The organism is Natronosalvus halobius, assembly GCF_024138145.1.
Taxonomy (GTDB): Archaea; Halobacteriota; Halobacteria; order Halobacteriales; family Natrialbaceae; genus Natronosalvus; species Natronosalvus halobius.
Window position 1 is genome coordinate 3,214,198 of the sequence record NZ_CP099997.1, and the last position, 20,892, is coordinate 3,235,089.

Genomic DNA, 20,892 nt, shown 5'->3' on the forward strand with positions numbered 1-20,892 from the left:
GTTCCTCTAACTGTCCTAACAAGGTACTGCCATCGTTTTCGAATCAGCGCGGTCGAATTCATAAGGTAGAACGCAATTTCTCCTAGTATTCCTAACCGGCGCTAATCTAAATACCCTAGATCACGAAGATGATCTTCATTAGCCTTATAGCCAATTGAACGGTTGCCTGACTGGTACTTCACAACGTCACCACGCTCCCGAATTTCTGAGTAGAGGTCAGTATGTATACTAGTTAAATTTCTCTCCTCTATGCAATCATCCAAATCATGAGTTTCCATGACTTTTTCTTCAAGATCATTGATGTCAGTATAGACTATTCGATCTTCATCAAATCGACGCAGTCCAAAGCATTTTTCTCCGGTTTTTGCCCGAACTCCTTGGAACGTTGTTATTGACCCGTTCTCAGGCTCCTCCCATTCTGACACCATGAAAACATGGTCTCGAGAAATATCTGAAGGCCACAGTGATGTTTCTCCACGAATTCCCGAAATATTAGTTAGAATGTGCTTTAAATCGATTAAACTGACTAGATTGTCGTCCGTTGAGTTTGGCCATTGGGGGCATCCGACAATAAATGGTACTCGTACAATATCATCCCAGAAGGCTGGTGGGACATGTCCCAGCATTCCATATCTTTCACGGTCTAGGATCTCTCCGTGATCAGCAGTTATCACTACAATATCTTTTCCTGGATTGAAATACCCTCGGTCTTTAACAGTCGTGATGAAATTGGTTAGTTCATCCCGAATATAATCGCAGCACGCTCGATATGATGCCTTGAGATCTTCCAATTCCTCATCGGTAAGTGATTCCCCATTAGATTTGATTGCGTTTCGAGTGAACTCTCCCAGTTTACTTTGAGAGCGATATTCATGAAACGATTGTGCGTTAAGGTACTTTTCTGGGGGTTGATACGGGTGGTGGGTATCCATATAATGAAGCCAACAAAAAATTGGAGCGTTTGATTTTCGAACTTCAAGCCAGTCAAGCGCCTCCTTATTAAGAGAATTTGCACTTCTGTAGAACGATTTTTCTTCACCTCCCAGAGCTAACACTGGTTCTATAACATTAAAATACGCTGCCTCAAAAAGACCGAATAAAGAATTAAGTGGTGTGTTTTTGATAGCATTCACAATCTGTTTTTTCCGACCAGGTTGTCCACGATTCCCTGCTGAAAATCCTCTATCATAATTGTATTCGCTGCCGAATAAGTAATTATCTGTCCAAAGACCGCAATCGTACCCAGCTTTTTCAAATTCCTCCGCGACCGGGGCTGGCTCACCTGATTCTGGAAGCCCCCATGCATCTATTTCATCTGTATATTTGCCAGTGTTAATAGCCGGCATCGCTGAACTGGTGTATGACGCTGGAGAAATTGCATTCGTAAAATTGACACCGCCAACCAGTTCTGCCAACTCTTGACTACTATTTGCGAACCAAGAATATGAAAGTGAGTCGACCGAGAGAACGAAAACATTTGGTTGCTCTGCCATGCGCTGTCATCTATTAGATAGGGTTACAAAGCTATTGATATTTCCGAGTGCAGCTCAGAGCGTGTCTCTGACAACGCTTTTATATGGAACGTACAGAGATTTCATGTGATGGATGGACTCCACTTGACAACTGCACATACACCACTTGATACACGTATATTTGATAAAGAGGCAAAAAGTCTCGCGGAGTACGGATTTGATATTGGAATTATGGCTCATAATACCCCAAATGGTGAAGATTACCAAGTTTCATTTTATGACTTGGGGATACCGTCTACACGCATTGATCGCTGGAAGAACGTTCTACAGGCAGCTAGAAAAGCGAAGGACTTAGATGCATCTATCTATCATTTCCATGATCCGGAGCTGATACCAGTTGGATTGTACTTATCTAAGATGACGGACTCTGCTATAATCTATGATGTGCATGAGGACTATGGACATATTGCATCCATGAGAGAGTGGATTCCTAACATGGTGGCCCCATTTCTTTCGAGAGGAGTTCCCCAAATAGAGAGATATGCATCTTCTCGATTTGATGCTGTAGTTACTGTTTCAGAATGGATTGCAGAACCGTTTGTTGATATAAATGATAATGTCTGTATTGCACATAATTTCCCAAAAGTAGGTTCACAACCCGTTCATGATAAATCAATCGAACGAACTTCTGAATATGTGCTTTGTTATGTAGGGGGATTGGTAGATGTTCGAGGCATTCATCGTATGTTGCGTGTTCTAAAAATATTAGTTGATCGCGATATTGACATTGAGTTATGGGCTATTGGATCTTGGAAACCTGACGCAAACAAAGCACAAGCAAAACATTTCATTCAAGAAAATGGATTGACTTCACGTGTTAAATTCCCTGGATATTTAGATCACGACGAGATGTTTCAATATCTCTATTCAGCAGATGTTGGACTTGCCCTATTAGATGTTCAGCATTATCAAAAAGGAGTTCCAACAAAACTTTTCGAATACCTTTATGCTGGATTACCAATTATTGTGACTCCGATTGACGCAATTGGTAAATACATGCCTGAAAAATATTGTCACACAGTCTCACAAAGCGATATGGTTGCAACAGCAGAAACCATAGAGACGGCACTTGAGACTAACTATGACAAGCAAGAGATGCGGTCACTTGTAGAGGAGAAGTATAGTTGGGAGTCCGAAGCTGAGTCTCTTATATCTCTTTATAATAGATTGGTCTAGATTCAATACATTGCATTAACGCCATCGTTATATACGTCTGCCAATACCACCTTCATAATGACGAACCCTGACCAATTTCGAAACCAATATCTTTTGACGTCTGCTGACAGACCAGGTAAATATGAAGCTTGGCCAGATGAATATATTGATGAGAATTTGATCTTATATTCTCATCCAGATTTACCGGTTCGCTCTGCTTCTAAGAACCAAACTACAATAACGTCTATAGGGTATATTTTGGACCCTCTCTCGCCAAAAAAGTCAAATTTTGAGATACTCAGTCAACTGGCCTCTGATCTCAATGCTGATGGTGACCCATTTGAAGAAATTAACCACTTAGGTGGGAGATATGTATTAATTATTGATCACCCGGAAAACCAATTACTGGTTCCAGATGCTGGTGCCCTTCGCCCAATTATGTATGGTCGTATAGGTGATGATTTAGTTATCACTTCTTCGCCGAAACTGTCTCTCGCGTGGTTCGATACGGAACAGGTAATGAATAAACAAAAGGAAAACTACATACCACGAATCGGCTGGCGAGTGGGTAGGGGTACAGACGATGATCGTCTAACGCGTGTTCTGGCAAATCATTTTCTTGATCTGGAAAAGCAGTCACAATCTCGGATTCCCTATTCTCCTCCATCAACTATTAAATCAATAAAGTACTCCTCAGAACTTTTGGAAGGAACTCTCAGAGCAATTGTTGAACGATTCGAAAATCCCCAGATGTGGATCTCTGGCGGATTGGATTCTCGTATGCTTATTGCTGCATCAAAACCGATTTCAGACCAATGTCAATATATCGTCTTTAATCGTAATGATGTTAAAGAAACAGATGTGAGTATTGCCCAACAATTGCAGGTGGAATTAGACATTGATGTTACGACAGCTGACCTCGGACCTATTAGCGCGTCATTCAAAAATAAAATTGATTCCAATTTCTGTTCACCTAGATATGATAACACTCTTCCAAATGTTGAATGGACCGGAAATAACCAATCAGAAAATGGCATTGTAATTTCGGGAATTGTATCAGAAGTAGGTCGGACCTTCTACGAACACCCTACAAAAGAACTATCCGCTGAGCTTTGTCATACCTTGGCTCACTTACCACAAACAGAGTATAGCTATAGAGAACTCAACAACTGGCTCGATTGCGCAAAAAGATATGAAAAAGAGAGTGGAATTAACCCATATGATCTATTTTATTGGGAGCAGAAGATCAGTAATTGGGGAGCACGAGCCGGTCGTGAGTTAGATTTGGTGAGCGAGTTATCTGCTCCATTTGCAAACCGTGAACTACTGCACACGATTTTGCAGACGCCTCGAGAGGATCGTCGTCCACCGAAGTATACTACTTCTCGGAGGATAATCCAAAACTGCTGGCCTGAATGTTTGGAAGTCCCAATCAACCCAAATAAGACATTGACGGACAAAATGATGAGCTACATTAAATCAAGGTCTCAAACAAACTTACTACATTACAAGATCAAAGAGGCCTATTATACTGCAAAGTATTAACTTCATTGTAAATCCTCTAAGGCTTGGACGATTTTGCTTGCTGCTGCACCATCGCCATATGGTTGCGCATCTGATTCTGGATAAGGGGGGTCTAATAGTGCCTCTCTAATCAGTTCAGAATTTGCTCCGACCAAGATATTGCCCCTAGCTTCAACTGTTTCTGGCCATTCAGTTTCTTCTCGTAGTGTGATGCAGGGAGTGCTGAGGAAAAATGCCTCTTTTTGAACACCTCCTGAATCAGTCACAATTACGTTTGCCTTTGCTTGGAGCTTTACGAAATCAAGATAGCCAAGCGGGTCAACGAGTATAAGTTCGTCTTTGGCTTTCTTCAGTAGATCGTAGTGGGAAAGCTGTTCTCTTGTCCTTGGGTGGGCGGGAAAGACAACAGGGCGTCGATCTTCTATTAAGGGCGAAAGGATGGCGCCCAGTCGGTCTCGGTTATCCGTGTTTCGAGGTCGATGAACTGTCGCAAGGAGATAATCTGTGTTTATGAGATTGAGATCTTCAAGAATCGTTGATTGTTTTGAGGCCTTTTCATGTGCCCACAATAATGAGTCATACATAACATCACCTACATTGCGAACGTTGTCTGTGATATCTTCTTTCTTTAATTGTTCCAGAGCACGTTCACTCGGCGTGAATAGAATATTCGATGCGTGGTCAGTTAGAACTCGGTTTACCTCTTCTGGCATATTACGATTAAAACTTCTGAGTCCGGCTTCAACGTGTGCAAGTTGCACGTCCATCTTTGAGGCGGCTATAGCTGCTGCAAGTGTTGAGTTCGTATCTCCATAGCAGAGTACTAGATCCGATTGGTACTCACTTATGAGTTCCTCAAGATCAACCATCATTTGGGCAGTTTGCTTTGCGTGGCTCTCAGATCCAACACCCAAGTTATGATCTGGCTCAGGAATACCGAGTTCGTCGAAAAAGATATCCGAAAGCTCCTCATCGTAATGTTGTCCAGTATGAACGAGCACTTCGTTATGTTGTGGCCGGAGTTCTCGAGAGACAATAAAGGCTTTAACGAATTGTGGTCGTGCACCGACTACGGTAAGTACGTTCATAATCGTACACAAAACCTACCACGGCATTTTCTTATGTCATTCGATACCGTTGTTGTGGCCGCTTCATTGATTACTGGGATCCATATGAATCGGAAGATTATCAGGCACTGACCACAATCTAAATAGACAGAAACAACAAGTGAATGAGATGAACGAAAAAGCTACGATTGGATTTGAGTATACGGAGGACTCACATGAGCCACGTATTGGGTCTGACTCAACGATCAGGTCAGGAACGATAATCTACAATGACGTCGTAATTGGTGACCACTTTTCTACAGGGCATTATGCTCTCGTGCGAGAGCTAACCGAAATTGGCGACAATGTACTAATCGGAACAAACACCGTCATAGACGGCCGATCAGTTATTGGCTCGAACGTCAGCCTGCAGACGGGCGTCTACATCCCCTCGAATACGACGATTGGTAGCCAGGTATTCATCGGCCCACACGCAGTACTGACGAATGACCAGTATCCGGTTCGACAAGATACTGAACTATCTGGCCCAACAATTGAGGACCATGTTTCTATTGGGGCGAACTCAACAATTCTCCCGAACGTCACAATTGGTGAAGGTTCGTTCGTCGCAGCTGGCTCAGTTGTCGTTGATGATGTACCGCCGCAGACGCTTGCCGTTGGAATCCCAGCAGAACATCGATCACTACCAAAAAATCTCCAAGGAGGAAACGACATTTGATCCCGATTGCAAACCCAACGATCAGCGACGAAGCAAAGGAACGTGTTCAGGCAGTTCTCGACAGTGGAATGCTCGCTGATGGGCCGGAAGTCCGAGAATTTGAGCGCGAATTCGCTGATTACTGTGGGGTTGAACACGCAGTGGGCACTGCAAACGGAACGACTGCCTTACACGCCGCTCTTGAAGCGCTCGATATTGGCGAAGGCGATCTCGTATTGACGACTCCGTTTTCGTTTATCGCAACGACGAATGCAATCCGCTTTAGTGGGGCCGAACCGGTTTTTGCAGACATTGACCCAGATACCTACAATCTTGACCCAGATTCAGTACGGAAAGTCGCATACGAGCGAGATATCGACGCGATTGTTCCAGTTCATCTCTACGGTCTCCCTGCAGAGATGGAACCCATTTGTAAGCTTGCCACTGAACTCGACATTCCAGTAATTGAAGACGCGGCACAGGCACATGGAGCAAAGTACCAGGGCGATAGGGTTGGCTCGATCGGAGACGTCGCCTGCTTCTCGTTCTATCCGACGAAGAATATGACGACAGGTGAAGGCGGAATGATCGTTACTGATCGGGACGATATTGCATCGTCACTTCGTCAGTTCATTAACCACGGCCGGACGGGGTCGTATGAACACGAAACGATCGGGCACAATTTCCGTATGACAAGTATCGCAGCTGCAATTGGTCGAGCACAACTACAGCAACTTCCGGGCTTCATCGAAACGCGCAGGAAGAACGCGGAACAGCTAACTGACGGACTCGAATCGACGTCACTTGAAACACCATCTGAACCGAGTCAAATGAAACACGTTTACCATCAGTACACGGTCCGTAGCAACGACCGAGAAGAGTTCAAGTCGTATCTTTCGAGCCAAGATATCGGCTCGGGCATCTACTATCCAACGTGTATCCATAACCAACCGGCATATGATAATTTGGAGGCGACGGCACCGAACGCAGAGGCTGCCGCTGACACCGTTTTCTCACTACCCGTCCACCCAGCAGTCTCGACGAACGATATTAAACACATGATTGATGTGATCACTACCTATGAGTCGTAAGGAAATCGACGTTGGTGTTATGGGTGTTGGATCAATGGGCCAGCACCATGCGCGGGTGTATAGTGAAATTCCGAACGTAAATCTTGTCGGAATCTCTGATCTCAACGAGGAACGCGCAAGCACAGTCGCCCAAAAGCACGATACAGTGGTGATGGATAGCGACGAACTTTTGGCTACTGTTGATGCTGTCTCAGTAGTCGTTCCAACCCAATTTCACTACGATATGGTAACGACGTGTCTCGATGCAGATGTTGCGACGTTCGTGGAAAAACCTGTCTTGGATAATCTCGATCGTGCTGAAGACCTTCGATCACGGGTTAAATCTGTAGATGTTCCCGTACAGGTTGGTCATATTGAACGATTCAATCCAGCGATAACCGCACTAAAAGAGATTATTGATGATCTGTCAATCGTCAGTATTCGAGCTCAGCGGCTCGGCCCGTCGCCTGACCGAAAAATAAAGGATAGCGCAGTCTTGGATCTAATGATCCACGATATCGATATCGTTCTGTCCCTCTTCGGAGAAAGACCCTCCTCGGTCACAGCAAATGGTGTCAATGAGAACCGACATGCTGCGGCACTTTTGGGATTTAGTGGGGATCGAATGGCATCACTCACTGCGAGTCGAAAGACACAGCAGAAAGTCCGGACACTCGAAATCACCGCAGAAGAATGTTTCATCGAACTGGATTACATCGATCAATCGATAGAGATCCACCGGAATTCGGTCCCAGAATACATCGAAAAGAACGGGGACGTTCGGTTCAAACACGAGAGTATCATCGAACGGCCGACCATTCAAACTAACGAACCGCTACGCAAAGAACTTGAATCGTTCATTGAGGCGACAAGGTCTAACTCACCACCAGAAGTCACCGTCCAGGATGGAATTGATGCACTCGCAGTAGCTTTAGAGATTGAAGGAATAGCCAACTCCGAAATACAGGAGGTGAATTTTGATGAGTGAGAGCAACACGTCACAGGCCGGTGTCACGAAACTCTATGGGTCGGACAGCAATGAAACGCTTCAACGAGAGGCATTCTTGAACGGTGAAATCCCGGTTGCTGTCTACGGTTTAGGGAAAATGGGCCTTCCCCTGGCTTCAGTATTCGCTGAAACCTGTGGAAACGTCATCGGCGCAGATATCAATCCAGAGGTGGTGGCGACTATACAGAGTGGAAATAGTCATATTAAACGAGAGCCCGGTCTTGGAGATCTCGTTGAGAAACTTGTTACATCCAACGATCTCCGAGCGACTAAGGAGCCCCGTGAGGCCGTACAGTCAGCGTCAGTTCACGTAGTTATCGTTCCAACGCCGATCACTGATGAAAAAGAGCCCGATTTAGCTATCTTAGACGCCGTTGTTTCGGATATCGCAACGGGGCTAGACGAGGGCGATTTGGTGCTAATCGAGTGTACCGTTCCGCCCAAAACGACAGAAGAGCGCGTGTTTGAACAGCTAAAATCCGAGTCTTCACTCTCTGAGGGGGAGTTTGGGGTCGCGTTCTGCCCTGAGCGCACCTCCTCGGGTCGAGCCTTGAAGGATATTCGAGGTGCGTATCCGAAAGTTGTTGGAGGTGTTGATGCTGAAAGTACGCGAGCAGCATCAATTATCTATAGCGAAGTGAATTCTGAGGGGGTACTCGAGGTTTCAGATGCGACAACTGCTGAAGCAATAAAAGTGTTCGAGGGAGTATATCGAGACGTCAACATCGCTTTAGCGAACGAGTTGGCACAATTCACCGATGAACTGGGAATTGATGTTCGTGAAGCAATTGAGGTTGCAAATACCCAGCCGTTCTGTAATATCCACGATCCCGGTCCAGGAGTGGGTGGTCATTGCATTCCGTATTATCCATACTTCCTGATCAAGCCGTTTGACGCTCCTTCGCCGCTTCTCTCTACTGCCCGGTCAGTGAACGATTCAATGCCGGAATTCACCGTCTCGAAAGTATGCGAGGGACTACAAACAGGGGGTATTGATGTTGAAAATGCAACTGTAGTAATTTTTGGATTGACATATCGACCCGGTGTCGAGGAAATACGAGCCTCTCCCTCAATTCCAATTTCACGTGAGCTAACTCAGCTCGGGGCAGATGTCTATGGAGTTGATCCGGTACTTGAGACGTTTGAGGCATTCAGCGTTGAACCGATTACGATTGAAGACATGTATCAACTAGATATCGATGCTGTAGTACTCGTTACACCACATAATGAATTTGAATTGATTCGATGGAACGAATTAGAAACCAGCGAGAATGGACCTTTTGTCGTCATTGATGGGCGAGCAACGCTTGATGATATGAATCTCTGGTGCTACACAATTGGATCAGGGGCGAACAATTAGTTAGTAGCCATATTCGGTAAGTATTATTTGTCAGCTCATTTTTCGAAACTGAAGACGTCTTTAGAGTTCACAAACAATTTACTCCTGGGTCCGGTCAACTGTTTCCCAGACGACAATGTTCTTTCCACGTAGGAAATTCATCAACCCGAGAAGCATACCATAGTTCGCCTGAAGGAAATAGTACGGGACGTGAATAGTTAATGGGCTTTCAATATCGAACCGATCCGCAAGCCAACCAAATGCAGCAAACAGATAGAACAAAAACTGCCCACTTAGTAGCAATTGATACATAACCGAGTCATCTCTTGCTGCCAAACCAATGTTTGCGATGAAAACTATGACTAAGAGTATAGGGGAGAGCCATCGTAATATCTTGTGTGACCAAAGTTGATATGCGAACTTTATGTCTCGAAATGGATTCAACAATTCGGGAAAATCAGCTATACTGTTCCAACTTCTAGTAACAATTCGTATTCGACGCTGAAGTTCTGTTCTGGTTGAATCACTTGTTTCTTCCCAGGCGACGGCATCTGGAGCATACTTGACGAACTCTCCGTTTCGGATAATTGAAAGTGGTTCAGTAAAATCACTTATTGCAGCGGGTGATTGAGGTACGTACGATTCTGATCTAACCGCATAAATTGAGCCGTTCCCGCTGACAGGCGAATGAATTCGCGATTCAAGTCGCTTAATCCAGGACTCGTATTTCCAGTAGAATGACTCGCCTTCGACGGCACTTGAGTCTTGATATCGTAATTCGCCAACGACACAACCCACATTTGAGGAAAAACCTTGCACAAGTTCAGCTATTGCGTCGGGTTCGTAGATGCTATTGGCATCTGAAAAGACGAGTAGATCCGCATCAACCTCATTTGCAACGCGGTTTTGACATTCCGTTTTCCCAACCCGCCCTTCAATTCGAATCAGAGTGACCCCTTGCTCTTGATATCCTGCAACTATTTCGTCTGTTCTGTCGTCTGACTCATCAGAAAATACGATAATATTGAGTAACTCTGATGGGTAGTCCAATTGAAGACTGTTTTCAATTTTTTCGGCAATGACGTCCTCTTCATTATATGCTGCGATAATTAGCGCAACGCTCGGAAGACTTGTTCCTTCGTTTGATTGAACTCCCTCTTGGAATAGAGTCCAGAACTTAAGAGATATTGGATATAAAAAGAATGTATGAACTAATCCCAGAGCAGTTCCCCAGAACAAAATTGTCAATAATCTCAAAATCATTGACTAGATCGGATACGTCCAAATTGATCGGTCCTGAATAGATGCTGAGAAATTTGTCTGATATCCATATCTCATAATTCCAGTCCTTCATCAAGAATATGTCTATCTAATGCCGCTCCACATCTACAGTGACCTTTTCTAGGTTATATTTGATATTTGGTAAAATCATAGAATTATATAATAATAAGAATCAATGAATTCGAGAAAGCCCTACCTCCCACTCCACTAATCATCCCCAGCAAACGACAGCGCCGGCGACACCAGCCCTTCCAAGAATCGGAACCACCGTCCAACGAGTGTCTTGTTGTGATCGTCGGAGTCATCGACCTCGAAATAGGCTCTCAGCGCCCGCCCGAACCACGTTTCGTTAGGCTCTTTGAGATCTGTCTGTTCCGTATACCACGGCTTGAATCCCCGTCGCAACAGTGGGATCGGAATCTCGGCCTCTCCAGATTCAACTGTGACCAACTCGACGAACACCTTAGCAGCCTCCTCATACCGAATCGAGGCGCTTTGCTGAGGTCGCTCCCACACCGGCGGCTTGTCGAAGATCGTAAAGCCATCCGCTGACTGGAATTCGACGACCGTGTTCTCGAGGTACTCAAATTGCGTCGGGACGAGTGGCTTTCGGATGAACGAATAACCGCTCGTGCCCGCCTCTTTTGTCCGTCGTTGTCGAAGCACTTCCCCCGAGGCCGACTCGAGTACCCATTCACCACCCGATTTCCGGACCCATGGCGTCGTAAAGTCGAACCCATTAATCGGTTGCTTCGCGTCACCTTCAGCGAGTATCGAGCCGTCAGGGCTGACCAACTGCAACACATCGTCGGGCGTCAATCGCCACGTGGCTTCAGACAGCTCGCGGGGAAGCAGATACCAGACATCGCTATCTTCTCGACGAACGAGCTTACGCTGGTTGTACAGGATCGTTCCCACCGTATCCGTATCCTTAAACGCCATACTGACAGGCCGCTTTGGCTTCGGGATGTTTCGTCCACAGCTTACTCTGTGCCTCCTCACGCGTCTCAGTAACGACGTGTAACTGGTGGCCGTGATAGGCGGCCCATGCGAGGTTCGTAATAAGCGTTGCCGGCTTTGTCTTGTTCTCGACTCGATTTCGTGGACGTAGATACACCGTCGTTCTTACTCACGATACTCGGTCTAGCTGCCCGTCAAGATACTGCGTCATCGGGTCGTAACCCGAGTTATCCACGTCGAGGCCGTCTTGGTCGACGGCGACGATCTCGTGGCCGTTCCGGAGCAGATATTCGATTCGTTCTGATCGGATGTTGTTTGTCATCATCTGGTACTGTCGCTATTCGTAGCCGGCCGTGGCGTCGCTCGTGTGATTCAGCACGTAGCCGCTACCGGCCTCCTCTCGTGAGGCGGGTTCGATCCCTTTGGCTGCTAAGAGCTGACCGAAGCCGGGTCGGGACGGTCCAGCGGTTCCGGTGACGTTTCGACACCAGCAACTGAACTGTTCATAGAGCTCATCGCGTGTGACGGCATTTGTCTCGTCGGCCGCCTCTTCGAGGAACTCGTCGATAAACAGCTGCAGTGCTGCCGTGGAGGTAGTGCTCGCTCGTGGCAAGTCGTCGTCTAAGGGAATGTACCGCTTGTTCGTTCCCTGGTCTTCGACGTAGATCCGGACAACCGTTCGGCGGAACACGTCTGAACTGTACACTGTTTCGATGAGCTGGGCTGCCTCGTCTCGAGTGTTGACGTAGACGTTGACGGTGTCTACATAATCGTCGATTTCCGTCGTGAGTGCCGACACCAGGTCGGGGGCGGAAGTCCATGTCAGATCTATCTGCTGGACGATTCCGTCCGTTCGGTACAGAATCGTCCCCGGCTTGACCGTTTCAACCGTCTGCTCATTGTGAGAGATATCGGTGTCGCTGTTGGCCTCGACATATCTGATCAGTCTCTCATACACCCCTTCGTGATGATGGGTGTCGTCTGTGACTTCTGGTGTTGTCATGTTTTCCAGTGCAGAGGTGCCTGTCTCCGCGGCCAGTAGTTGTGATCGATGCGATGGTCGGAGTGCGGTGTGTGCGTTCCTTGTTGTACTTGCGGGCTGGGAGGAGAGGGGAGACTAATCGGCGCGGTCAATCGATCATCGTCGATTGACCACCACCATTTATTAACTCCCGCTAGAAATTTAAGTGGGGTCAGCCAGGCTCTCTTGAGCCAGATGCAGTATTGACAGAGTTGATCTACAGAGATACAGCGAGAGTGCCTCGATCCTGACCCCGAGGCGGTCCATCGCTCTCGCTAACATCCACGCAACATTGTCAAACTATACGCCAACATCGAGGAGTTATAGAGCACAATGAGGGCCGAAAACGTACGCTCTCCGGTCTAACCTCCTGCATAAAATAATTCACAATGTAGCGCCTATCGCACTGTCTCCCACACGTCCTCGACGACCTTCCACACCTGCCGAATCACGATCTTCACGTCGAACCAGAAAGACTGCCGCCGGATGTACTCGAGGTCGTAGCGCAGCTTCATCCCGGGATCGGTGCTCTTCGCGTCGTTAATTTGCGCCAGTCCCGTCAGCCCTGGCTTCACGAACCAGCGTTTGCGCCAGGCGGGCGTATCTTCCTCGAGCAGGATCTCCTCTTCGGTCCAGGCGGCCCGCGGGCCGACGACGCTCATCTTCCCGACGAGGATCGACCATAGCTGTGGAAGTTCGTCCAGGTGCGTCTTCCGTAACACGCGCCCAACACGCGTGATCCGGTCGTTCGACTCGTCGTCGACGGGCTCGGCGGAGTCCCCTTCGGGGACCATCGACCGGAACTTGTAGACGGGGAACGTTTCGCCGAAGCCGGCGGTTCGATGCTGTTTGTACAGTACTGGTCCCGGGCTGTCGAGTTTGACAGCCGCGGCGATCAGCGTCATCAACGGCCCGAAGATGATCAGACCCACAGCAGCGAACACCACGTCGAACAGCCGCTTGAACACGTGATCGAGCGGGTCCCACGGCTCGAGGTCCACGTCCACCAGCTCCCCGACGTCGTCGGTGTTCACGAGCACGCTCGAGGCGTACTCCCGGTGGACTTTCGCGGCGACGCCGTGTTCGTGACACGCATCCAGGGCACCGAAGAACTCCGCACGGTCGGCCCGGAAGAACGCTAGAACAACCGTGTCGACGTCGTACTCGACCAGGACGTCCTCCAGCCGAGAAAGTCCGCCGAGTCTGGTCATCGCCCCCAGGCGGCCGTACTCGTCGATGGCCGCTTCGAGATCCGCGAGGCGGTCCTCCTCGACCGTCCCTCCGTCGGTCAAGACGCCGTCGACTTCCGCACCGGAGTGTCCATCCATCGTGGGCCGGGTCGGACACAGGTAGCCGATTACGGGTGCATCGATGGATGGCGCGACCCGTTTGATCTGGTGGAGGTCGTCGCCGACGATCAGCGTTCGACCTGACTCGCCGGCCGGTCGCCGGCGCACCTGGAAGAACCAGATCGGTACCGTGACGGCCAGGATTACGACGGTCATCGTGAGCGTCTGGCGGGGCAGTCGGTGAGACCACTTGAAGTACCCCAGCGTCGCCATCGCCAATCCGGCTACGATCACGCGCTTCTCGGCGATGAAGATCGTATCGAGCGCTCGCCGGGGCTGTGGCTTGTACAGCGGCAACAGTGCCCCGACTACGGCCACCGCGCTCAGCGCTAGCGCCCAGCGTAGTGACGCCCCGTCAAGGACCGTCGGCTCGAGGCGATCGAACAGCGGCACGTGCGTCGTGAACAGGCGCTGTGGGATCGGGTGGTTCGCGATAAGAACGGCAGTAATCGTTAGCGCGAGTATCCCGCCAGCGCTCACGATCCGGTACTGCCATCCCTTCAACATCTACAACACTTCCTGTGTCCTGAATATATATGTCTTTGGAAATTGACGAATGTCTAACACCATCGGATATAACGATTGTGGCCAATCGCCTGAGGCGTCATGGGTCGTACTAGATCGCTATTCTCCTTGGAACCATTAACTTCTCCCTGGATATATTAAGCTAGCTACCAATTGTGCTCGATCACCGTGATCATCGATACGAGTATTGGCCGGGACATCTCTCGTATCGTCAGTTTCCACGCCGTTGATACCCGTCCCACTTTCTATATACTGGTTCGTGGAATCCGGGAGCAAGTGAGGAGAGCGAACATATGGGATTGCAGCTCAATCTACCAGCCATCGGGGACGTACGACACGGGCTAGAAGACCCGGTAAAATCCCTCAAAGGGGGCTCGTTACGCGTCTACCAGGGTCTGTGGTACACGCTGACCTCGAGACATCAACTGGGTACGAATATCTTCGAGCGGGACTGGGACGTCTTGCTCGTCCTGGATGCCTGTCGGGTCGATGCCCTCCAGGCAGTTGCTCCCGAGTACGACTTCATCGATGAAATCGACGGAATCGACGAAATCTGGTCGGTCGGCAGCAACTCCCACGAGTGGATCGCCCAGACGTTCACGAGCGAGTACGAGGCGGAAATCACGGATACGACCTACGTGACCGGAAACGGCTTCACGAAGCGGATATTCGAGACGCAAACGTTCCCACCCTCGAAGATCACGGTGCCGTTCACCTGGACGAACTGGGACGTCGTCCAGGAGTCCCAGCTCGAGCGACTCATCGAGGTGTGGAAACATCACCGGGACGAGGACCTGAAAGGCGTCCCACCCGGAATCCTCACCGACTACGCGATCGACATCGCGCGAACCCAGCGTCCAGAGCGACTGCTGGTTCACTACATGCAACCCCACGGGCCGTACCTCCACGGCCCGGTGACCGAGAACCGCGACCCGAGCGACATCGAACGCGAAGCGTGGCGGGCCCTCCGGGACGGGAAGGCCTCGTTCGAAACCATCTGGGACCTCTACCTGGACAACCTTCGACTGGTCCTCGACGACGTCGCGGAGTTACTCGAGAACGTTGATGCCGACAAGGTCGTCATCACGGCCGACCACGGCGAGGCGTTCGGCGAGTTCGGTGCCTACGGCCACCCGGAGGGATTCCCCCATCCGGTGGTCAAGAAGGTCCCGTGGGTGGAGACGAGCGCGACGGACACGGGGACGCGACAGCCGGACATCGAACGCGAGGCTGGCCCCGAAACCGACGTCGAAGAGTACCTCCGCGACCTCGGGTACCTGTGACGCCTCGAGTGGCGAACACCGCATGGCTCACTCCCAGTGGACTGTCCAGGAGGACTCGAGAACGACGGTCCGCGGTGAATTTCTAGGGGTCCTGTCGGCGATTCACCACAGCCGAAAGTTTGTTTTACCTGTAATTCAATATCGTTGGTATGTCTTCTCTGGGTCGTTTACCGTTCTCACGTCGACGAGTACTCACTCTCGCATCGGCGCTTCCGTTTCTCGGCCTGGTGTCGAATACGGCAGCGAAGACGAGCGACGTGTTCGTTACCGAGGACGATTCGACAGTACAGCTCGGGAACGGCCTGATCGAAATCACGTTCGACAAAGTGAGAGGGAGCATTGAGCAAGTGCGCGCCGTCGATCTGGACCTCGATTTGCGAAGTGAATCGGGAAAGGGACCGGAGATGGCGTGGGAACTCACCTTTTTCCATGCCGAAACGCCCAGGCTGTCCGCACCATCGTACGGTGCAGAATTGACCGCGATAGAGACGCGAGCCGACGATGATTCGGTCGGCGTAACGATGACGTGGGCGAATCCCCGTCTGTATCCAGCCGTAGAGGAGGGCCCTCGATTCGACGGCGAGGTCACGGTCGACGTTACGATCAAGGAAAACGATCCGCTGTCCTACTGGGACATTCACGTCGAGAACAACGACGAGCTAGCGATCAAGTCGGTCCAGTGTCCGAAGATCATGGATATCGAGGCCGTCGCCGAGGACGGAACGGACGGGATCACGCTCCCGTCCCAGATGGGCCGTCGCTTCGTGAATCCAACGCACAAATTCGAGGAACTCGGCGAGGAGGTGGGCATGACCTATCCCTCTGGCTTCGGGACGATGCAGTTTACCGCCTACACCGGACCCAACGGTGGATTCTACTCCGATGCACGCGACACCGACGGCCACGTCAAACGATGGCGGTGGGGTCAGAGCTGGGAGGATCCGGGAAAACTCAGATTCGAGGCGGCGTACTTTTCACCGAACCTACCCGGTGAAAACGTCAGCGTCCCGTATACTGTCACGCTCGGTGCACTGGACGGCCGCTGGTACGATGCGGCCGACCGGTACCGCTCGTGGATGGATTCCGAGGGGTGGCTTAGCGGGTACAAACAGAACCAGCCGGACTGGCTTCGCGACCTCGGCGCAACGTATCGCATCGAAACGTACCATCCGGAAGGGACGAAGATCGAATTCGAGCGAGCCGGTGAACTCGTCCAGGAGATGCAGTCGTATCTCGATGTCCCGCTCCAGTTCCAGTTCGGACAGTGGCAACACGGCCCGGACGATTCACCCGTCGAAGGCTGGGAGGAGTTCGGCAAGACCGTAGAAACGGCGACATCCGCTGGAATTCGGACGAACTCGTTCGTCGGCGGGAATATTATTAACCGTGACTTCTCCGTCTTCGAAGAGAACGACGACGCAACAGATTGGGTCGTTCGCGACGAATCCGGTGAGCGCGATTGGCTCGACGACCAGGAAGAGTTGTACCTGGTAGAAACCACCCAGGACGGATGGCAACAGTACATTCGATCCTACATCGAGAACCTCCTCGAGCGTGGGGTAACGGAGATCCAGTTCGACGGATTCCCGTACGTCTTGCCCGACTGTCACGCCTCGAACCACGACCATCCACCGGGACAGGGTGGCAACTGGTACGCAACTGCTGCCCGTGAGGACACGCGCGAGTTACGGACCATGCTCAGACAGTTCGACGATGGCGTCTTGAGTGGTGAGGGCATCTGTGACTTCTACCTCCCGTATCTGGACGTGTTCAACACACGGGACGTATTCGGCGAGACGTACATCCAGGATTACGACGCCGGCTGGATCGAGATGATCCCGCTGTTCGAATACGCCTTCGGCGACGTGGTGGTCTCCAGAAACCAGAACCACGGCGGCCCCGATTACAGGCCGACGATCACGTGGTTGCACACCGCCCGTTCGCTGTTGTGGGGCGCCCTCCCAGTGTTTCGACACGGTGATCCGGAAGCCGATCCCGAAACGTCGGGATTCAACGATCCGTCTGCCTCGCTCGAGTACGTGAGACGGGCCGCTCGAGCACGGGCCTACTACGCGAACCGGTTTCTCGCGCGTGGCACGATGCTTCCGCCACCGATCGTCGACAGCGACGAGGTGGTTCTCACGACCGAGAGCGGCCTCGAACGGCCGACCGACGCGATCCAGGCGAGTGCCTGGGAATCCGACGCCGGTGAAACGGGCGTGATACTGACGAACGTCAGCAGCGGTGACACGCCACGAACAGCACACGTCGACCTCGCATTCGACGATCAGCCGTTTACTATTCCGGAGGGGGAGTCGATCACGTATGCGGTTCGCAACGGGGACTATGAGCGCGTCGAGGCCAAATCCGCTTCCGAAATATCGATCGAGGTAGCTCCCGATGACGTGGTTCTTGTCGTCGTCGCGCCCCAGAACGACGACTACGAATCGGCGCTCGAGGCGATTGTGACGGTCCAGGAAACGCCTGAGGACGAACGCAACGATGAGGCGTTCATCGAAGCCAAGCGAGCGTTCGAATCCGGAGACTACGCTGACGCACTTGAGCGTGCGGAATCGGCCCTGTCAATGGCCACCCAATCGTCCGAAGAAGAGGGATCTGGGAACGAGAGTACCGAACCAGATCCTGAACGCACGGGTGATGAGCCCGAGCCCGAGAGCGAGGGTAACGAACCTGGATCTGAGAGCAAGAGTAGTGAGGCGATCCCTGGGTTCGGTGTGGTTGCCGGTGTAATAGGCGTAATCGGTGCTATGGGGACCAAGCTACTGACGGATAGTCGTAGAAGCGAATAGCTCTCTCCTCCTTTTATCGCTCTCAAAGTCACGTTGCTCGGGCCATTTTGTGGCTCGTCGTCACAGATACCGGACTCTTTTCGAACGACTCCAAAGCACCCGGGTGCACCGTATCTGGCGTCACCATCTAGTGCATCTGAGCTTCGGTATCGATTTCGAATCGGGCGCCACCGGTAACCCCCTCACAGACGTCGATGCGCCAGCCGTGGGCCTCGATCACGTCGCTCACGATCGCCAGGCCGAACCCGGTTCCGTCACCCTTCGTCGTGTGCCCGCGCTCGAACACCAGCCCTCGATAGGCAGCGTCGATTCCGTCACCGTCGTCGAAGACGACGACCCCGCGTGCAGGGTCCGAATCCAGGTGTCCGACCCGGATGGCGACCGGAGGATCGTTGTGTTCGATCGCGTTGCGAAACAGGTTCTCGAAGACGTGGAGCAGTTGCCCCCGGTCGCCGTTGATCGTCCACCCCGCCTCGAGGTCGCACTCGAGAGTGGCCCCATCGGTTCGCATGGCCCGCCAGGCGTCTTCGGCGACGGACTCGATCACCACGGGTTCTGGCTCCTCGAGAGTCGCCCCAGCCCGCGCCATGGTCAGGAGGTTAGTGATCATCGTTTCCATGCGCTCGTGAGCGTCGTGGATAGCCTGGAAGTCCGCCTGGCGTGCGGACTCCTCGGCAAATCGCGTGTAGGTCTGGGCGTGTCTGAGCGGGGTTTGTAGGTCGTGGCTGATCACGCCCGCGAACTCATCGAGGCGCTGGTTGGTTCGCTCAAGTTCTCGTTCACGGGCGTTTCGTTCGGTGACGTTGCGGGAGTTGATGACGACGCCGCCGACGATGTCGTTGTAGAGGAGGTTCACGGCGACTCCCTCGAAGGCCACCCAGGACCCGTCGCGATGCCGGATGCGGTATCCGAACCGCGTTTCCGCCTCCGGGTCGTCGAGCAAGGCGGTGAATTCTCCGGTGGCGTCCGATAGATCGTCTTCGTGAACGAGATCGAGGAGGCGCTTTCCGACGAGTTCGCTCGGACGGTACCCGAGAGCCGATCGGATAGAGGGGCTGACGTAGGAAACGTTGCCATCGGCATCGACGACCGTCACGACGTCGGAAACGTTCTCGATGAGCGCCTGAAACCGCTTTTCGGCCCGGCGCTGGTCGGTGATGTCTCTGAACATCAACACCAGCCCATCGGTGCGTTCGTCGCGGACTGGGGAGACGGTCGTCTCGACGATCGTCCCGTTTCGAGTGATGTTGAGTTCCTGTGTCGTCCCGTCGAGAAGCGGCTGAGACGCCGGCAGGACGGTTTCGATCGGCTTTCCGACCACTTGCTCCCGACCGAGCAGCGTTCGAGCAGCCGGGTTCAGATCGACGATTCGTCGCTCCGTATCGACGACGAGATAGCCGTCGTGCATGTCCTCGATGACGCTGTCGCGGGCAATCGGAACGAGATCGAGCCAGCGATATCGGGATAAGGCGACGGCGATCAGGACACCGGTCGCCCCGAAGCCCCAGACCGAGTAGTTGATCGCGGTGATTCCGTTATGGGCGAGGACGTTCGCCACCCCTGGGATCAATGGAGCCAACACGACGAGTCGCGCCTGTTTGTGATAGACGCCGCTCCCCCTGGCATCGAGGTACTCGAGAAAGAAGACGTAGATACCGGCCCCCGACAGCGCCCAATTGTAGAGGACGTAGAGCCAATAGATTGGGTTTTGGTAGGCTTCAATCGGGAGGAGGACCTCGGTGAACTGCACCGGATCGTGCATCAATCCGTGTGCGGGATTCGTCCAGGTCAACACGACCCAGCCCGCGGTCACGAGGTACACGGCGCCCAGACGCCGGGGCTCGAGCCAGCTCGTCCGGTTGGTGTACACTATGGCGAAATGAAACAGGCCGGTCGACATGATGATCGCCGCCGAATCAACGGTCTTTGCCAGGACGAAGCCGATCGTGGGGTCCGTTTCGACGAGGAGGAGACTCTGCGGGAGCGTCCAGAAGGCGATTCCGGCGAAGAACACGGCCAGCGGGAGGACGTCCTCTTTCGGTCGCTGACGAGGGATGATGATGGCGAGGGCGAGATTCAAGAATCCAACGGCCGCGAGTGAGACCACGTGGACGGCAGTGAATTCCTGTACCATGCCCTCTGCACGAAGGCCGGGATAAAATATGTTGCGTGGAGTGAAATTCAATGTGGAGATAGACCCATTAGACACTGCTGGAAGCAGAAGGACGCGCTCACCGTCGTCAGAGACACGAACTCGAGAGAGAATCAGT

The 20,892-nt window shown here is 51.6% G+C and carries 15 protein-coding genes; 8 read left to right on the forward strand and 7 right to left on the reverse strand.

Annotated elements, in window-relative coordinates; translation table 11 throughout:
* Positions 1–101: 101 nt before the first annotated feature.
* Positions 102–1,493, reverse strand: a complete 1,392-nt coding sequence (locus NGM15_RS15610; protein ID WP_253432912.1) for a sulfatase-like hydrolase/transferase — start codon at positions 1,491–1,493, stop codon at positions 102–104.
* Between the two features lie 108 nt (positions 1,494–1,601).
* On the opposite strand from NGM15_RS15610, the gene NGM15_RS15615 reads away from it, so the two are divergent.
* Together NGM15_RS15615 and NGM15_RS15620 are read left to right on the forward strand one after the other, a co-directional pair.
* The gene (locus NGM15_RS15615; RefSeq protein ID WP_253432915.1) at positions 1,602–2,708 is read left to right on the forward strand and encodes a glycosyltransferase family 4 protein; all 1,107 of its coding nucleotides are present in this window, start codon (positions 1,602–1,604) and stop codon (positions 2,706–2,708) included.
* Positions 2,709–2,765: 57 nt separating this feature from the next.
* On the forward strand, positions 2,766–4,232 hold the full coding sequence (locus NGM15_RS15620; protein WP_253432918.1) for a hypothetical protein: 1,467 nt from the start codon (positions 2,766–2,768) through the stop codon (positions 4,230–4,232).
* Between the two features lie 2 nt (positions 4,233–4,234).
* On the opposite strand, the gene wecB is transcribed toward NGM15_RS15620, so the two are convergent.
* Positions 4,235–5,299 (reverse strand): non-hydrolyzing UDP-N-acetylglucosamine 2-epimerase, encoded by a 1,065-nt coding sequence (gene wecB, locus NGM15_RS15625; RefSeq protein ID WP_253432920.1) that lies wholly within the window; start codon positions 5,297–5,299, stop codon positions 4,235–4,237.
* Between the two features lie 148 nt (positions 5,300–5,447).
* Here wecB and NGM15_RS15630 point away from each other — a divergent pair, with 148 nt between their 5' ends.
* The 4 genes from NGM15_RS15630 to NGM15_RS15645 are packed head-to-tail and all read left to right on the forward strand — an operon-like array spanning position 5,448 to position 9,414.
* Entirely contained in the window at positions 5,448–5,996 is a 549-nt protein-coding gene (locus NGM15_RS15630; RefSeq protein ID WP_253432923.1) for an acyltransferase, read from the forward strand.
* Positions 5,993–7,066 carry a DegT/DnrJ/EryC1/StrS family aminotransferase gene (locus NGM15_RS15635; protein WP_253432926.1) on the forward strand — a complete coding sequence of 358 codons (1,074 nt, stop codon included), beginning with the start codon at positions 5,993–5,995 and terminating at the stop codon, positions 7,064–7,066. Before NGM15_RS15630 ends, NGM15_RS15635 begins: the two co-directional genes overlap by 4 nt.
* The gene (locus NGM15_RS15640; protein ID WP_253432929.1) at positions 7,056–8,033 is read left to right on the forward strand and encodes a Gfo/Idh/MocA family protein; all 978 of its coding nucleotides are present in this window, start codon (positions 7,056–7,058) and stop codon (positions 8,031–8,033) included. Before NGM15_RS15635 ends, NGM15_RS15640 begins: the two co-directional genes overlap by 11 nt.
* The gene (locus NGM15_RS15645) at positions 8,026–9,414 is read left to right on the forward strand and encodes a nucleotide sugar dehydrogenase (RefSeq protein WP_253432932.1); all 1,389 of its coding nucleotides are present in this window, start codon (positions 8,026–8,028) and stop codon (positions 9,412–9,414) included. Before NGM15_RS15640 ends, NGM15_RS15645 begins: the two co-directional genes overlap by 8 nt.
* A gap of 78 nt (positions 9,415–9,492) precedes the next feature.
* On the opposite strand, the gene NGM15_RS15650 is transcribed toward NGM15_RS15645, so the two are convergent.
* From NGM15_RS15650 to NGM15_RS15665, 4 genes are all read right to left on the reverse strand, one after another.
* Positions 9,493–10,656, reverse strand: coding sequence for a glycosyltransferase family 2 protein (locus NGM15_RS15650; protein ID WP_253432935.1), 1,164 nt, complete (start codon positions 10,654–10,656; stop codon positions 9,493–9,495).
* A gap of 225 nt (positions 10,657–10,881) precedes the next feature.
* The gene (locus tag NGM15_RS15655) at positions 10,882–11,676 is read right to left on the reverse strand and encodes a hypothetical protein (RefSeq protein ID WP_253432938.1); all 795 of its coding nucleotides are present in this window, start codon (positions 11,674–11,676) and stop codon (positions 10,882–10,884) included.
* A gap of 295 nt (positions 11,677–11,971) precedes the next feature.
* Positions 11,972–12,637, reverse strand: coding sequence for a hypothetical protein (locus NGM15_RS15660; RefSeq protein ID WP_253432941.1), 666 nt, complete (start codon positions 12,635–12,637; stop codon positions 11,972–11,974).
* A 416-nt stretch (positions 12,638–13,053) separates the two neighbouring features.
* Positions 13,054–14,511 (reverse strand): sugar transferase, encoded by a 1,458-nt coding sequence (locus NGM15_RS15665; RefSeq protein WP_253432944.1) that lies wholly within the window; start codon positions 14,509–14,511, stop codon positions 13,054–13,056.
* 311 nt (positions 14,512–14,822) lie between these two features.
* Between NGM15_RS15665 and NGM15_RS15670 the strand changes: the two genes are divergently transcribed.
* Both NGM15_RS15670 and NGM15_RS15675 read left to right on the forward strand, forming a co-directional pair.
* Positions 14,823–15,812 carry a sulfatase-like hydrolase/transferase gene (locus NGM15_RS15670; protein WP_253432947.1) on the forward strand — a complete coding sequence of 330 codons (990 nt, stop codon included), beginning with the start codon at positions 14,823–14,825 and terminating at the stop codon, positions 15,810–15,812.
* A 227-nt stretch (positions 15,813–16,039) separates the two neighbouring features.
* Positions 16,040–18,622 carry a DUF6259 domain-containing protein gene (locus NGM15_RS15675; protein ID WP_253432949.1) on the forward strand — a complete coding sequence of 861 codons (2,583 nt, stop codon included), beginning with the start codon at positions 16,040–16,042 and terminating at the stop codon, positions 18,620–18,622.
* 127 nt (positions 18,623–18,749) lie between these two features.
* On the opposite strand, the gene NGM15_RS15680 is transcribed toward NGM15_RS15675, so the two are convergent.
* On the reverse strand, positions 18,750–20,756 hold the full coding sequence (locus NGM15_RS15680) for a histidine kinase N-terminal 7TM domain-containing protein (protein ID WP_253432952.1): 2,007 nt from the start codon (positions 20,754–20,756) through the stop codon (positions 18,750–18,752).
* Between the last annotated feature and the right edge of the window lie 136 nt (positions 20,757–20,892).

Bases quoted from the DNA above. Each gene is read 5' to 3' on its own strand.
- NGM15_RS15610 (WP_253432912.1), bottom strand. From the start codon at position 1,493: ATGGCAGAGCAACCAAATGTTTTCGTTCTCTCGGTCGACTCACTTTCA.
- NGM15_RS15640 (WP_253432929.1), top strand. From the start codon at position 7,056: ATGAGTCGTAAGGAAATCGACGTTGGTGTTATGGGTGTTGGATCAATG.
- NGM15_RS15645 (WP_253432932.1), top strand. From the start codon at position 8,026: ATGAGTGAGAGCAACACGTCACAGGCCGGTGTCACGAAACTCTATGGG.
- NGM15_RS15650 (WP_253432935.1), bottom strand. From the start codon at position 10,656: ATGATTTTGAGATTATTGACAATTTTGTTCTGGGGAACTGCTCTGGGA.
- NGM15_RS15665 (WP_253432944.1), bottom strand. From the start codon at position 14,511: ATGTTGAAGGGATGGCAGTACCGGATCGTGAGCGCTGGCGGGATACTC.
- NGM15_RS15620 (WP_253432918.1), top strand. From the start codon at position 2,766: ATGACGAACCCTGACCAATTTCGAAACCAATATCTTTTGACGTCTGCT.
- wecB (WP_253432920.1), bottom strand. From the start codon at position 5,299: ATGAACGTACTTACCGTAGTCGGTGCACGACCACAATTCGTTAAAGCC.
- NGM15_RS15670 (WP_253432947.1), top strand. From the start codon at position 14,823: ATGGGATTGCAGCTCAATCTACCAGCCATCGGGGACGTACGACACGGG.
- NGM15_RS15630 (WP_253432923.1), top strand. From the start codon at position 5,448: ATGAACGAAAAAGCTACGATTGGATTTGAGTATACGGAGGACTCACAT.
- NGM15_RS15680 (WP_253432952.1), bottom strand. From the start codon at position 20,756: ATGGTACAGGAATTCACTGCCGTCCACGTGGTCTCACTCGCGGCCGTT.
- NGM15_RS15660 (WP_253432941.1), bottom strand. From the start codon at position 12,637: ATGACAACACCAGAAGTCACAGACGACACCCATCATCACGAAGGGGTG.
- NGM15_RS15615 (WP_253432915.1), top strand. From the start codon at position 1,602: ATGGATGGACTCCACTTGACAACTGCACATACACCACTTGATACACGT.